Below are 14,615 nucleotides of genomic sequence, written 5' to 3'. Positions count from 1 at the left end.
TTGCTACGCCATGGTTAACAAGATAGGGAAATCAATAAGAAAATTTCACATACATACAATTTAGTTGAAAAAAATCCGCTAAGGGGAAGAAACCACTGAGTTTTTTCGCGATACAGATCAAGACTCGATGGCACAATTCGCGAGTAAGCTGTCATTATCTGCCAGTGCGTGGCACGATCAGATTGCTTAATATTTCCTCAACGACATGATGCAACCTAGCAGAATGGCAGTCACAGTGAGGAAAAAGAGATGATCGAAACAGCATTAATCACAGGTGCTTCTGGCGGTATAGGCCTAGAGCTAGCGCGTATACACGCTGAAAAAGGTCGAGATATGATTTTAGTCGCGCGCTCTGAAGACAAACTTAACGAGCTTAAACAAGAGCTCGAAGCGAAACATCAGACGCAAGTGTATGTCATTGCTGAAGATCTGTCCGATCCTCTTTCCGCTGATCGTATTGCCGAGAAAGTTAAAGACTTAGGGCTTGAGATCGACATCCTCATCAACAACGCTGGCTTTGGTGGCCATGGTCTGTTCCATGAGCGAGAATTGAGTGCCGATCAAGCGATGATGCAAGTGAACATGATTACACTCACAAACCTTACTCATCATTTTTTACAAGATATGGTCGCACGCAAGCGCGGAAAAATTCTCAATGTTTCTTCCACCGCTTCCTTCATGCCGGGCCCGCTGCAAGCAGTCTATTACGCAACTAAAGCCTATGTTACTTCATTTACTCAAGCGATAGCCGAAGAAGTCTCTGAATACAATGTGACTGCCACTGCTTTATGCCCTGGTGCGGTTGATACCGGCTTTGTTAAAGCAGGAGATTTAGATGGGCTCGATGTGTGGAAGAATGCCAAATCCCCGCGTTCTGTCGCTGAATGTGGCTATAAGGCAATGGAAAAAGGTGAGTTGGTCGCTTTTAATGAAACAGGGTTGAAGCTTATGCTTAACTGGGTGGTTCCCCTACTACCACGTAAAACTGTGCTAAAAATGTCACGTCAATTTATGGAAAAAAACTGACACCATGAAAAGAGCCAACAAATTTATCATTGCGCCCAACTGGAAGTTACTGCTCAGTGATATGCAAATTGACCCTGCTGATGTTCTCAAATTCGCAGAGTTACCCGCCGACCTGTTTAACCGTGAGCACGCCAGTTTGGCGCCTCACGAATATTTCCAGCTTTGTCACGGAATGGAGCAAGCCGCCGGGGAGCGTGAAGTTCCATTGTTACTCGCGGAAAACTTTTCAGTGGAGTCATTTGATGCTCCTGTCTTTGCCGCGATATGTAGCCCGAATATGAATGTGGCACTCAGGCGTCTGAGCCAGTACAAGCCACTGATAGGGCCGATGGTTTTGACCGTCAATCAGGCAAAGAGCTTTACCGAATTGACCACCAGCTGTTACGGCCACCGTGGTCCACTGCCTCGTGCGTTAGGGCTGATGGAGTTAGTATTCTTTACGCAGCTCATACGCACAACCACCCGTGAGAACGTCAAACCCATTCGCTTGTCTCTGCCTGAACTGCCTGAGAAATTATCTCTGTACGAAGACTATTTCGGCTGTACGCTAAGCAAAGGAAAAAGCGTGAGTATTCGTTTTTCAGCGCAGGACGCCGCACGTCCCTTTCTGACTTCAAATTCAGCCATGTGGGAATTTTTTGAAACCAAACTCAACCAGAAATTAGCTGACTTAGATCAGTCCGCCTCAACCGCTGAGCGCGTGAAGGCGGTTCTCTTAGAAGCCTTGCCAAGTGGGGACAGTTCTATTGAAGGTGTTGCTGAAAAACTAGCGATGAGTAAGCGCACACTCCAGCGCAAGCTCAGCAGTGAAAAAGAGAGCTTCCAGGTATTGCTGCAAAATGTGCGTGCTGAGCTAGCCGACCATTACTTAGAAAAATCTCAGATGTCTCTAGGGGAAATCTCTTTTCTTCTCGGTTTTCAAGAGTCTAACTCCTTTATTCGTGCCTACAGTTCGTGGAAAGGTGTGTCACCGGGCTACTTTCGCGAGCAGTGTCATTAATTTGATAACGCGCTTTTCTCCAGCAGGAAGTCAATCAGGACTCGAACACGCTTAGCTTTTTGGGTGTTCTTATGAAAATAAACGTAGAGCCCAGAGTAAGGTGCCCAATACTCCTCAAGTACTGGTACTAGTTGTTTAGAGGCAAATAGATCTTCCACCATAGGATCGACAATTCTGCCAATACCTAAACCTTTTAGCGCGGCATCCAGCATTAACCCAGTATCATTAACAACTAGGGCATGAGGCATTTCCACCGTTAATCGTTCCCCCTGATTGCTAAGCTCTAAGGGTGCTAGCTGATTAGAAGAAATAAATCGATACTGGACGAGTTTATGTTGCTTGAGAGCTCCGGGTGTGTCAGGCATTCCGTACTGCTCAATGTACTCCGGAGAGGCAAACAAGGCTTCCCTCATCGCTGGCGTCAACTGCCTCGCGATCATGCCTTCTTCGACGCGATCACCAAAGCGAATACCCAGATCAAAACCTTCATTGAGAATATCAATTGCCGCATCAGAGATAGATATTTCCAACTGAATATTGGGGTAACGCTGGCAGAACTCCGCGTATATAGGCTGAAGTAGATATTGATAAACAAATCGTGGGGTTGTCAGCCTGACTTTGCCGGACGGCACTTTGCTAAGGTCACTGATACTCTCAAACGCCAAACTCAGATCTGACATCGAATCCGATGTACTCAGATGCAACAAGCGCCCTGCTTCCGTTAATTCAATACGTCGAGTTGTGCGAGTAAACAAAGGTAGCCCCAGTTGTTCCTCCAAGGCTTTCAATGCATTACTCACAGAAGGTGAAGCCATTTCAAGCTTCTGCGCCGCTTTTGTAATACTTCCTTCACGCACAATGGCATGAAAAACCGTTAACTGATTGAAGATAGTGCCATTCATCTCAAACCCTCCAATTATTAGCTCAAGACTAACAATTATTTAGATAAATACCATCTAATCATTACGAATCAATTCTCTTAGACTGATTTCCATACCAACAGCAATCACGTAATGAGTGAGGAAATCATGTTCAGAACCATCAAATATGTCGCTCTTCTGGCAAGTACTATCGCTTTTTCACATTCCGTGTTAGCGCAGTCAGGAGTCGAAAACATGTCAGCAATTCAAGACGCCAAAGCGATTAATAATGCCAAACTTTGGCCAAAGCCCGACAACCCAGTAGCAGCTGGCTCTGAAAACAGCGAAGCACTCAAAGTCGTGCAAGGTTTTTTCGCCGCTTACGCCAAAGGTGACCTTGAAGGAATAAAACAATATGTCTCTGAAGAGGTGGAATGGCACATTCCCGGTCGCCACTCCTCAGCAGGCACAAAACGCGGCATCACCGAATTTACCGAGTTCTTTGGCAAACTTGGGCAGGCAGGATTCAAAGCGGAAGTCATGATTCTTGCGGCAAATGATACCTATGTCATTGATGCTCACCGTGGGTTCAGTACAGCTGCCGACGAAAATATCGACCTGAACTGGATTCTTCTCTACCAAATTGAAGACGGTAAGATCAAACGCGTTCAAAATTTTTCAGGTGATTTATACACCTCTGACGCTTTCTTTAACGCATTTTTTGCTCAGTAACGGGAGAACCATCATGAGCCAAGTATTAGTCATTTCAGGTCATCCTGATCTTAACGCTTCTTATACCAACACCGTTATTTTGGAGCAGATCCAAAGCAATTTGAGTGATGTGGAAGTACGTCGCCTCGACAGTCTTTACCCAGACTATCGAATTGATGTAGCGGCTGAACAACAAGCGATGTTAGCAGCGGATATTATTGTGCTTCAGTTCCCATTCTATTGGTATGCGGTTCCCGCGTTAATGAAGAAGTGGATCGACGATGTCTTCAGTTTCAACTTCGCTTATGGGCCTGAGGGTGACAAGCTGAAAGGTAAAGATTTCATTTTATCCTTTACTGTAGGCGGTCCTGCTGAAAGCTATGATCCACTGGGCTACAACCATTTCACGGTTGAGCAGATGCTTCATCCTTTGCAGCAAACCGCTTATCTTGCTGGAATGAACTACCGTCAACCTATCTACACCCATCGCATGGTTTACATTCCAAACGTATATAACGAGTTGGAGGATGTTCAAGCGCGCGCAAAAAATCATGCAGAGCGTCTGTGTTCGCAAATTTCGGAACTACTGACTTCACCAACAACACGAATTAATAAATTCATCACCGAATGGTTTGCAAGATTTGACGTATTACCAGAGGACAGCGATTTCTTTACGCGCCATCTTGCACGAGACCTCACCCTTTCAATGCCTGAAGGACAATTCCTTGGTCATGAGGGATTTCGTGATTGGTATCGAATTGCATTTGAAACATTTAAACCCAACTGCCAACACTTGGTAGAGCAAATCGAAGTCATACCCAATGGCGATAAGTTTGACGTAAAACTACGAGTCCGCTTACTGGCAGACACTTATCCTGATTCCACCTTTGTCGGTCAGTCGGTGAACATTTTGGTCGACGAAACTTGGCAAGTAAGCTTCGACACACAAGGTGATGTTCTTATCCACAATTATCTTGTGGCACCTGTCGTGAGTTAATCACCAAGAAGTCCCTGCTTTCGAGCCGGGACTCTGGATATCTTTTCTGCCATAGATGTATCAAGCATCTGAAAATACTATTTAGTCAGCCAAATAAAGAGCATGCTCATGAAATCTATCATTCTAAATACTCAAATCGGAACACTGGCCGCCAATCTGTATCTTCCTCAAGAAATCAAACAGACACTACCCGTCGTTATTGTCACTGGTGCTTGGACAACAGTGAAAGAACAGATGCCCGCGGTTTACGCCGAAGCTCTAACTAAACAAGGTTTTGCCGCTATTACTTTTGACTTCAGAGGCTGGGGTCAGTCGCTGGATGAAGTTAAATATCTGGAAGAGCCTGCAAGAAAAATAGAGGACATACGAGCGGTTATTGATTCACTCGCTCAACGCGAAGATATCGATGGCTCAAACATTTTTGGACTGGGTATTTGCGCCTCCTCTGGCTACATGCTGGATGCAGTAGAATCAAACCCGCACATCCGAGCTGCGGCGGCTGTCGCTCCTTGGCTACACAACGCCGACTTAGCGAACGCTATCTATGGCGGCGAAGCCAGTGTTCAAAACCTCATTCAGTTAAGTGAAGACGCTGCACACGGTGAACAAGCTGTCTACATTGAAGCAGCAAGTACGACAAATCAGAATGCGTTAATGTACCAAGCGCCATACTACACAGAAGCCAATCGTGGACAAGTGGCTCAATACGACAATCTGTTCAATGTCGCTTCTTGGAAAGGCTGGCTAACTTATGATGCGGTTTCCGGTGCAGCAGATCAGGACAAACCTATTTTATTAGTTGCTTCTGAGGACATGGCTTTACCTGATGGCACGCATCAGTATCTGGCAAATGCCAAAGATAACGTAAGTGCTATTTGGTTGGAGGGCGTTTCGCAATTCGATTTTTATGATGTGCCCGAGCATGTAGAGAAAGCGACTCAAGCAGTCGCACAGCATTTCCGCAGCCACATTAAGTAAATTCAGCACGACTTCCACTGCATCAAGCCCTGAACTTATCCGGCGGGGCTTTCTTCTCATCTAGTATCACAATTACGACACATCCGAGTTGCCTTTTCTAAGCCAACATCGCTTACTATCAACTCTAATTAAATCAAGGCGTTGAAATTAGTGTCTATTCAGCTACTGCCTATCTCCGAGCAAGAGTTTCCAGAGGTTTTTCCTGTTGTAAAACAGGCGCTTTATGAGCATGTTGATTCTGTGTTTGGCTGGGATGATCAGTTCCAGCAGCATCGGCTGTCTACCGACTATCAACCAGAATGGTTTCATTGGGTCGTTAGCAAACAGAACAAAATCGGGCTAGTGTGCTTCAAACCTTACGACACCGCTTACCACATTCACTTGTTGATCCTCTTCCCTCAGTATCAAAATCAGGGCTTTGGACACATAGTCATGCAGCAGATCAACACTCTCGTTAAAAGTGAAGGCCGCAACAAAATCACGTTATCCAGCTTCACTCGCAACACCAAAGCGATCCAATTTTACACTCGATTAGGCTATCAAGTCACTGAAGAAGATGAATGTTTTGTCTCAATGACATTAGATCTTGAACAGCAAAAAATGGATTACTGATATGCAGATAGAGACCACAAGACTAGTCCTGCGATCACAACTATCCAAGGTATACAATCAATCAATTACCAAGCAGCCGCTCTTTCATTTGCTTACTGTTGAAGTCGTCGATGAGCCGTTCTTTGAACGCACGCAAACGCGCCACTTCTCTCTGCTCTGATTTTGATAACATCCAGATATCGTGTTTGATTTCCGGTTCACATTTGGGAACACGAACCAATGTCGGTTCTTTGTCGGCAATAAAGCACGGCAAGAGCGTAATCCCCATGCTCTGCTTAGCGGCTTCTAACTGCATCGCGCTATGGTTCATTCGACACGAAATAGATAAATGACGCAGAGGGGAGTCATTAAAAATAGGGCTTTCTTTGCCTAGCTCTCCCCAACCTATCAGTTGAGCGCTGGAATCTGACATCCAAGGATCGTGTTGCTCAAGGTAGTGTGGTGTAGCGTAGTAACAGATGGCAATTTTACCTATGATCCGCCCCACTAAGTGCTCGGGAGGCATTTGATTCATTGGCATAATCCGCAGCGCGATATCGACTTCATGATCACCCAAGTCCAGCACCTGACTCGACAAAACCACTTCGGCGTTGATATCAGGATACTGCTGACTGAACATAGCGATCGTCGGCATCAATAAATGGTTGGCAATCGCATCTGCAGTGGTGATACGAATTTCACCGCTGTATTTGGCGTCTTTCCCTTTGAGCTCGATCTCTGCTTGTCGTAGTGACATTTCTGCTTGCTCAGCATAACGCTGCAAGCTCTCCCCTTCAGGAGAGAGTGTGTAACCTGAGGTATCTTTACGAAATAGAGATACTCCCAGACTTTTCTCTAGGCTAGCAATTCTACGAGTAATGGTTGAATGGCTGACATTAAGACTTGCTGCTGCCGAGCGTGCACTGCCAGCACGCATAGTCTGGAGAAAAATCGCCACATCGCTCCAGTCCATGGATGAATTTTGCACCAATATATTCCTAACTAAACGTAACTCATCAATCTATTAACTATAATGCTTTGTTAATAAATTCAGCTAGAACATACTGATGTGATATTGATCCAAGTCTGAATTATCTTTCTCTCCTTGGTTCAAATATGCACCACAGACGTGCATTTTTCTCTCTACTCACTCTCCACAATTATTCCTAATATCAAAAAGCATCAATAAAAACACTCGTTCACTGGCGTATTCGTTACCTAAGAAACTAACTGTTTCCAACCCGCCACAACTGGTCGATATTCAAGGGGGAGAGATGTTCCAAGATTTTTCTAAAGCGCTACTGGATGAAATTCAGCGCCGAGAGATTGCAAAAACTAGAGCTAAAAGCAAGAAATTCCTAGCGCAAATCAATAAGCAAAAAAACCTTAGTCAGGGTTTTCTATTAGTCAATCAATCCCAATACAAACGTGAATTGGCTGAACTGAAAGCAAAACTGAAAAACTCTACTTTCCAACAAACGCCTGAAGGTCAAATGTCCAAACTCACGCTGGCGATTTTGGAGAATGATACTGAGCTGGAAAAATATCTTGATAAAGATGTTGTCGAAGAAATTCACCATAAGGACTTGAGATGGGGTAGTGAAAAGCCTAAGCCAAATACTTCGAAAACCACAAAAGTGGGGACAGGTATACGCTACAGCGATCGCACTCGGAATCAGTTAAGTAGTTTACGTTTCAAGCGCAAACAGTTATTTCTGTTTTACAAACGCATTATTGAAGCTCAGGTTGCTCTGCGTGTCTTATGTGATGATGTTGTCTCAACCGTAGGAGGTAAGGTTTGCGCACCTCCGGGGGCTTTCAACGGTATCAAGAGCTTTAACGGCGCCCTCAACAAAATCACCCAACGTGAACGTAACGATGAGGTTGGAGACCTAAAAGACTGCGCGCGTATGACAATCGAGTTTGATAACCAGAAACAAATGTTATTGGCGAAAGCAAAAATTGCTCAATCTCAGGAGTTCTTGGCCGTCAAGAGCTACCAGAAAGCGCTCAAAGACCGATATTCAAGTGGCACACAGGAAGACGGCCTGCTCAAATTCAACTCCTCTGCACAGAAGTCTGGCTACAAGGATATTAAATTTTTCCTCAAAATGAGCAATGGCGTCATCGGCGAGCTGCAACTTAACACCAAAGACATGCTGATTGCGAAAGAGAAAGAGCATGTGATTTACGATATTTTGCGTGAATCGAAAGATCAAACCAAGCCCTATACCATCAGCAATCCCGACGTGGTGATAAAAATCCGAGAGCACATGAACGATGGGTGGTTCTCATTTATTGAAACTAAAGTCCCTGAGGTAAAGGAAGCATTAGTGCAAGTTAAGCAAATGGTGAAGAATATTCCCATGGGGATCAGCCCGACACTGACTGTGATGCCCAAACAAGCAGAAGCACTCAACAAAGTCAGCCTCGGCTTGTATGCCAAGGGCGAGCTGCCTGGTGCGCTAGTCGTTTAATCGCTTATAAAATAACTCAGCCCATAGCTTTCACTATGGGCTTGTCGTTCGATCAAATCACCAAACTGCCATCTTCATTAAACTCCCAGCAGTCTCCATAAGCGACTTCCCACAAGTACCCATCTGGGTCTGAAAAATAACCGCTGTATCCACCCCAAAAGACATCTTGTGCAGGTTTCTCAAGCTTTCCTCCTGCCTCAACGGCCACACGCAGCACTTCATCCACTTCGTCTTTACTTCGCGTGTTGTGCGCTAAGGTTATTCCGCTAAAACCTTCCCGCTTAGCGGCAAAAGCCGGCGAGACATCGTCAGCTAACGCCTCAAGAGGGTATAGCGCCAAACAGGTTCCACGTGTTTTGAAAAATACGATCCCCTCTTCTGGCGTTTTAGCCGATTCGAGGCCGAGCTTAGTATAAAAGTCGAATGAGGCTTTGAGGTTACTGACGCCAAGCGTAATGATGCTGATTCTAGGTTCCATCGCAGAGATTCCTTTTATTTGTTTGTTCTATAGTAGCGTGGTGAAAACAAATACCCCCAAATGAATCCCATTTTTGTGTTTTCTGTAGCCCAAGTTTATTTTTAATTTATTCCGTGCCTATTTCTAAACAACAATGAAATTCTACCTAGCCACTCTCGCCATCGTTGGGTTTTCAACACCAGCTCAATCTGAGCCTATTCAGCCATGGCAATTTGATAGCAGTGATAATGGCATTTCTATTTACATCAGAGAGCACACGGATGGGTTGGTTGAAGTGCGCGCAGAAATGTTTGCTCCCACCTCCTATGGCGCCTTTCTAACCTTATTGGAAGACAGTGACAATGTTCCAAACTGGATTGATAACGTTAGTCACAGCCGAGTGCTGCGGCAAATCAGCGAGACTGAAAACATCGTCTATACCCAGTTCGCAGCGCCTTGGCCTGCCAAGGATCGCGACATGGTGACTTATTCCAAATTCGTAATCGACGATGCCAGTTTTACATTACGTATCAAGGATGCGCCAAGCAACACCTTAGCTGAGCAGGAGGATTACATTCGGATCACCCGGGTTAAAGCCACTTGGACGCTACAAAAGCTTACTAATGGGACGACTCACATCGAGTACATCGCATTTGCCGATCCCGGAGGTGCGCTACCTGATTGGTTGGCCAATGATCTGGCAAAAGAGAGCGCTCGTAATACTTTCGAAGGCTTACGGCAGCAGCTCCCTCACTACCAGACTGCGACTCATCCAAAAATCAAAGAGTAACACTTAAACGAAATCAAACTTCCACGGTGGTGCCTGCTCACTTTGCGGAAAGATGGTCTCAAGTTTATCAGCACTGACCGATAGATGTTGGCCCAGCACGCCTTTAATCACAGAACGCATGTCAGTGGTTGGCTTGAGGTCTCGGCCTTGATACAGCTCGGCTTCTCCGAGCCCCGGCCAGTCACCAAGCACCTGACCACCATTGATGGCTCCCCCTGCCACCAGCATGACATTGGCTGTTCCGTGATCCGTCCCTTTGGTCCCATTTTCACGCGCGGTTCGGCCAAATTCACTGGCCGCAATGACGACTGTACGTTGCCACTGCTTACCCAAAGCTTGCTTAAGAGCCGCTAAACCGCTGTCCAGTAGTTTCAGTTGATTACTCAACCTTCCATTCACGCTGCCTTGGTTAGCATGAGTATCCCAGCCGCCAATTTCCAAGGCTGCGATGTTAGGCCCTGTTGGGTCAGCCAGAATTTCTCCGGTCTTCTGGGTCAAAGACTTGAACTGCTTACCGACGCCTTCATCGCCGACTAGCTTGTCAATTTTCATCATGCTTTCAAAGTTGGCAGACAAAGTAGCGTCACTTTGAAATAGCTGCTCCAGAAGCTCGGTTTGCCGTTCTCGGGTCTTAAGTCGGTTCGGATACCAGCTATCAACACTCGCATCGCCTTGCATGATAAGCGGTAAGCCCGAATCAATCGCAATACCTTGATTCTGGCTTTCGAGGCTGAGTAATCGGTTTAGCCAGCCTTCACCATAAAACGGGTCTAGAGTGCCGTTCTCTAGTATCTTCTGACCATCAAAATGAGAGCGCTCACGATAAGGTGTGGCACAAGCGTGGACAAAACTGATTTCCCGCTCCTTAAACCACAGATGACATTGATTCAAAGAAGGGTGAAGGCCAAAGTAGGAAGTTAGATTGAGTGACTGCTCCGGCTTGAGCCCAATCGAAGGTCTGAGCGAGGTATACGACTTATCACCATGAGGCACGACGACATTCAATCCATCCATTGCTCCACGCAAAGATATCCAGACAAACAGGTTATCTGAGTTCGTCTTAGCAAACACAGGCATTGGTAACAGTGAACTAATGCTCAGCGCAGCGGCACTCCGGAGAAAACGGCGACGATTTAGCTGTAAATTCGACATCAAACTTCTCCTTAGCGATATTGAAACTGCGGGCTGAGCCAAAGTAGCGACAGCTGTATCATGGGATTCTTGGTTTTATTGAGCACTAAACGCGTGTGCTCATCCAAGTCAGAGTGATAAAGCCGTTTGATCACTTCATCGACCACTTTTTGCGGCTTGATGCCTTTGGTTTTGGCATTTTTTACCGTTTTCGCTGCCAGCATATTGGCGATTTGTAATCGCTGCGTGAGAGCAGATGGGCTGTTGTAATCTTTATCTCTGTCCGGCCACCCCGCCGGAGAGCCTGGTTTGAATGGAGCTTGGCCTAAAGCATTCAGCGCATTAAACGCCTGCTTATCATTGATATCAATTTGTGCGCTCCGCAATACGGCAAACATCCACTCTTTAGGCATCCTGTATCGCATCGGTTTGGCTGATTTCGCCTGCTCACTGTCAATCAAAATCCGATAAACGGGTTGTAAATCACCCTTTGATTTCAGGTAGGCATCCACCATTTTGTCTTGCAGCGAGGGGGGCGTTTCACCAAAGAAATGCTGGCACAGTTTTCGGGTAAGATGTTTCGCCGTATCAGGGTGCAACGCTAACGTTTTTAGGCAAGCCTCACCTTGCTCTGTCCCTTTCTGCGCATAAGTTTTCCCCATGACTGTCACGGCTCCGGGTTCATGCATATTGGGCACAAAGCGGAATCCAACATTGGGGGCTTTTAGCTTAATACTCCAGCCCGAAATGGCCTTTGCTAGCTCAATCACATCCTGCTGGGTGTAACTGCTATCGACACCTAAGGTATGAAGCTCAAGAATTTCTCGCGCTAAGTTCTCATTGAGCCCTTTGCCTCTTCTTTTACCTAGTTTGGAATTGGGCCCTGCTGAAACCTGATTATCCAAGTACATCAACATGGCAGGGTGTTTCGCCACCCTCATCAGCATATCGCTGAAGTTGCCATTCCAGTATTGGCGGACTACATCATTTTCGATTCGAGAAGCGAGTGGCATTAAGCGTCGATTATCCACTGAGATGGCGAAGTGATTACTCCAGAATTGGATTAAGCGTTCTTGAAAGCCGTAAGGGGTATGCAGGCTCTGCTGATGCCTCGCTTCAACCTGCTGTCGATAGTGCTGGCGAAAAAATGCCTGAGTCTGTTTTTGTAGCTCACGCTTTTTCACATCGTCATTTTTAACTTTGGCGCGTTGGATTTGATTGTGACCAAACTGCGCCAGAATCTCTTCGGTGGTTGGCAGTGCCTGAATAGCAGGGTGAATATAGCCTGTTTCATCAAGCTGATTCGCCAGTGGCACCGTCTGTTGACCGAGTCGGGGGCCAAAACCAAACCTTTGTTCCGCAAGGATTTTCGCGTCTGGGTAATAATTCATAACGTACTTCCTGATACGACATACAGTAAGTGTAATCAGAGTCCGTCAGAGAATAATGAGCTTTACATTGTTTTACCCTACGCAATGTAAAAGTTTCGTCTTTTGAAAACGACACCATACCGGTGTCGTTAATCAACCTTTAGCTGGCGCTCACGCAAATAAAGGTAAAGAGGTAAGCCGCAGGAAACACCCACACATAGCGTCGCAACAATAGCCCAATTACGCCCTTTTACTTTGAGACGTTTACCATCAACAAGAATAAAAACAATCAGTGCGATCGCTGCAATGATGACGTCTAGCCAGGCGAACTGACTGAGAGGGTATGCCATTGCCTCAGATATCAACTCTGGAATATTCAAACCATGATGCAATAACCATGGTGCAAAGGCTGCATAGGGAACAGCCACTCCAATAACAGCTAGCACAAGATACAGCCTTGCCATTACTCTTCTCCTGTCAGTTAGTTAACTACCCAAGGAGACGTGAGAGATATAGTTCCTTGATCAAAATCGAGCTCTGCTTCAACACCTAATGGTGTGACCAGCATAGGGTGCGTGTGGCAACTGTCGAAGCTATAAAGGATCGGGACTTTTTGACCGTTCAATACCTCATACAACACATCAAGAGGCGTGCGACCTGTCCCTTTGTCATCAAACAGCTCATGCTTACCAAGTACGATAGCAGCGACACGGTCAAACACACCGCAGAGCTTGAGTAGGTTGAAACTGCGCTCTACCACAGCAATGTTATGAAGAGAATCTTCGATAAGCAGAATGTCGCCTTTACTAATGTCAGGCATATAGGGACTTCCCCAAATCCCATTCATGGTGTTCAGGTTTCCACCAATAATACGACCTCGTACTTTCCCGTCACCAATAAACTGCCATTCATTGGCTGTCACAGGTTTAGCATTCACTTGGGATTCCCAGTCAATCATGACATCTGTCCAGACTTCTGGCATCTGATAGCGATACGGTAGCGAAGGTGCGGAGCATAGTATGGATTCAAACGAAGAAAAAGTGTCGTCAACCAGAGGTGGAAACTCGCCAAATGATGCAACCAAAGCAGGGCCATAAAAGGTGATGAGCCCTGTCTGAGCATAAATCCCCAATAAAAGGGCCGTAACGTCAGAGTAACCAATGATGATTTTCGGATCAGCTTTCAGGGCCTCATAGTCAATATAGGGCAGTAATGCGTTGCTGTTAGAGCCGCCAATGGTCGAAATAATACAGCGGACTTCTGGGTCACGAATCAAGACATTAAGTTCCTCGGCACGTTCTTGAATCGAACCCGAGCGATAGTGATCTGACTTTCCGGTTAACTTCCCGCTTTTGAGCCTGAATCCTTTGCTTTCGAGGTACGTTTTAGCTCGTTGAAACCGACTCGGGGCAAAATAAGTAGCTGGTGACGAAGGTGAGAAAAATCCTATGGTGTCACCTTTCGATAAACGGCGCGGCAATAATATAGACAAAGCGGGTACTCCTTAACCCTAAATAATTTATGCCGAGTGTAACCAATCCTTGTGTTAATTAGCCACCGTTCAAGATAAAAATGTATGATAGATCAAACCACTAGGCGTATTTCTACCCGCTCTTTCCCTCGGCCAATATTCTTACGTTTCAACGCTATTTTTCCCACCTCAGAGGTTCTTCTCAGGTGTGTACCGCCGCATGCTACCTGAGCGAACCCTTCGACGCGCCAAAAGCGCCTTTCACTCGCTTTGTCCTCAAACTGACTCTCAATTAATTGACCTTTATTAATCAGGGCTTGAGCTTTATTTTCAAACTCTGGAAGTAGAGGGGAGAGACTCTCGGGCCAGACGAAGTCAATTCGGCTTTTGTCTTGACCAATATGCGCCCCAATCTTTTCGATATCAGGATAACTTTGTGTAAACAATTCAAGTATCACCTCTGCTGCAAAATGGAGCTTCATCAGAGCGTAGCGACGAGTCCAATTAATCACGGTAATAACCTCGTCACCAACCTGAAATGGCGGTTCTGCTGCTAGAGTGTAGGTAATCTCTGACCCCTGCTTTTGTGCACACTCAACCTGAATGCCTGCGATTGTACCCTCATCACTTTCCTGACCGCCTGACTCAGCATAGAATATGGTTTTATCCAGTCTGAGATTACGGCCCTCAATCCAACTGACGGTAGAAAGCAGCTCAGTTTGATAAGGATTTTCCCAGAATACTTTTACCGTCATG

At 45.9% G+C, this 14,615-nt stretch carries 16 protein-coding genes; 8 read left to right on the top strand and 8 right to left on the bottom strand.

Annotated elements, in window-relative coordinates; translation table 11 throughout:
* The first annotated feature begins 249 nt into the window (after positions 1 to 249).
* Positions 250 to 1,026: an SDR family oxidoreductase gene (locus tag FIU99_RS22280; RefSeq protein ID WP_006961790.1), complete on the top strand. Its 777-nt coding sequence runs from the start codon at positions 250 to 252 to the stop codon at positions 1,024 to 1,026.
* A 4-nt stretch (positions 1,027 to 1,030) separates the two neighbouring features.
* Positions 1,031 to 2,026 (top strand): AraC family transcriptional regulator, encoded by a 996-nt coding sequence (locus tag FIU99_RS22275; protein WP_006961791.1) that lies wholly within the window; start codon positions 1,031 to 1,033, stop codon positions 2,024 to 2,026.
* Here FIU99_RS22275 and FIU99_RS22270 read toward each other — a convergent pair.
* Complete coding sequence (locus FIU99_RS22270) at positions 2,023 to 2,928, bottom strand: LysR family transcriptional regulator (RefSeq protein ID WP_006961792.1); 906 nt, start codon at positions 2,926 to 2,928, stop codon at positions 2,023 to 2,025. The two genes, FIU99_RS22275 and FIU99_RS22270, sit on opposite strands and share 4 nt — an antisense overlap.
* 111 nt (positions 2,929 to 3,039) lie before the next feature.
* Between FIU99_RS22270 and FIU99_RS22265 the strand changes: the two genes are divergently transcribed.
* The 4 genes from FIU99_RS22265 to FIU99_RS22250 all read left to right on the top strand — a co-directional run bounded on the left by FIU99_RS22265 (position 3,040) and on the right by FIU99_RS22250 (position 6,184).
* A complete protein-coding gene (locus tag FIU99_RS22265; RefSeq protein WP_039952201.1) occupies positions 3,040 to 3,618 on the top strand; it encodes a nuclear transport factor 2 family protein in 579 nt (192 codons plus the stop codon).
* A 13-nt stretch (positions 3,619 to 3,631) separates the two neighbouring features.
* A complete protein-coding gene (locus FIU99_RS22260; RefSeq protein ID WP_006961794.1) occupies positions 3,632 to 4,594 on the top strand; it encodes an NAD(P)H-dependent oxidoreductase in 963 nt (320 codons plus the stop codon).
* 108 nt (positions 4,595 to 4,702) lie between these two features.
* Positions 4,703 to 5,572 carry an alpha/beta hydrolase gene (locus FIU99_RS22255; RefSeq protein ID WP_006961795.1) on the top strand — a complete coding sequence of 290 codons (870 nt, stop codon included), beginning with the start codon at positions 4,703 to 4,705 and terminating at the stop codon, positions 5,570 to 5,572.
* A 141-nt stretch (positions 5,573 to 5,713) separates the two neighbouring features.
* Complete coding sequence (locus FIU99_RS22250; protein ID WP_038160401.1) at positions 5,714 to 6,184, top strand: N-acetyltransferase; 471 nt, start codon at positions 5,714 to 5,716, stop codon at positions 6,182 to 6,184.
* 61 nt (positions 6,185 to 6,245) lie between these two features.
* On the opposite strand, the gene FIU99_RS22245 is transcribed toward FIU99_RS22250, so the two are convergent.
* The gene (locus tag FIU99_RS22245) at positions 6,246 to 7,151 is read right to left on the bottom strand and encodes a LysR family transcriptional regulator (protein ID WP_236612191.1); all 906 of its coding nucleotides are present in this window, start codon (positions 7,149 to 7,151) and stop codon (positions 6,246 to 6,248) included.
* A 286-nt stretch (positions 7,152 to 7,437) separates the two neighbouring features.
* On the opposite strand from FIU99_RS22245, the gene FIU99_RS22240 reads away from it, so the two are divergent.
* On the top strand, positions 7,438 to 8,640 hold the full coding sequence (locus FIU99_RS22240; RefSeq protein WP_006961798.1) for a hypothetical protein: 1,203 nt from the start codon (positions 7,438 to 7,440) through the stop codon (positions 8,638 to 8,640).
* Positions 8,641 to 8,692: 52 nt separating this feature from the next.
* Here the strand turns inward: FIU99_RS22240 and FIU99_RS22235 are convergent, their stop codons facing one another.
* Positions 8,693 to 9,118 (bottom strand): VOC family protein, encoded by a 426-nt coding sequence (locus tag FIU99_RS22235; RefSeq protein ID WP_006961799.1) that lies wholly within the window; start codon positions 9,116 to 9,118, stop codon positions 8,693 to 8,695.
* A gap of 133 nt (positions 9,119 to 9,251) precedes the next feature.
* Here FIU99_RS22235 and FIU99_RS22230 point away from each other — a divergent pair, with 133 nt between their 5' ends.
* A complete protein-coding gene (locus FIU99_RS22230; RefSeq protein WP_006961800.1) occupies positions 9,252 to 9,887 on the top strand; it encodes an START domain-containing protein in 636 nt (211 codons plus the stop codon).
* Positions 9,888 to 9,890: 3 nt separating this feature from the next.
* Here the strand turns inward: FIU99_RS22230 and FIU99_RS22225 are convergent, their stop codons facing one another.
* The 5 genes from FIU99_RS22225 to FIU99_RS22205 form a co-directional block, all read right to left on the bottom strand.
* Positions 9,891 to 11,039: a DUF1501 domain-containing protein gene (locus FIU99_RS22225; protein ID WP_006961801.1), complete on the bottom strand. Its 1,149-nt coding sequence runs from the start codon at positions 11,037 to 11,039 to the stop codon at positions 9,891 to 9,893.
* Positions 11,040 to 11,050: 11 nt separating this feature from the next.
* Entirely contained in the window at positions 11,051 to 12,409 is a 1,359-nt protein-coding gene (locus tag FIU99_RS22220; protein WP_006961802.1) for a DUF1800 family protein, read from the bottom strand.
* Between the two features lie 128 nt (positions 12,410 to 12,537).
* On the bottom strand, positions 12,538 to 12,852 hold the full coding sequence (locus FIU99_RS22215) for a DUF2834 domain-containing protein (protein ID WP_006961803.1): 315 nt from the start codon (positions 12,850 to 12,852) through the stop codon (positions 12,538 to 12,540).
* A gap of 17 nt (positions 12,853 to 12,869) precedes the next feature.
* The gene (locus tag FIU99_RS22210) at positions 12,870 to 13,874 is read right to left on the bottom strand and encodes a S66 peptidase family protein (protein WP_086026965.1); all 1,005 of its coding nucleotides are present in this window, start codon (positions 13,872 to 13,874) and stop codon (positions 12,870 to 12,872) included.
* A 98-nt stretch (positions 13,875 to 13,972) separates the two neighbouring features.
* The gene (locus FIU99_RS22205; protein ID WP_006961805.1) at positions 13,973 to 14,614 is read right to left on the bottom strand and encodes an alanyl-tRNA editing protein; all 642 of its coding nucleotides are present in this window, start codon (positions 14,612 to 14,614) and stop codon (positions 13,973 to 13,975) included.
* Position 14,615: the final 1 nt, after the last annotated feature.

Origin of the sequence: Vibrio sp. THAF64 (assembly GCF_009363455.1) — a bacterium.
GTDB classification, from domain to species: domain Bacteria; phylum Pseudomonadota; class Gammaproteobacteria; order Enterobacterales; family Vibrionaceae; genus Vibrio; species Vibrio coralliilyticus.
The sequence above is the reverse complement of the archived record's forward strand: the minus strand, read 5'-3'. Positions and strand labels throughout refer to the sequence as shown.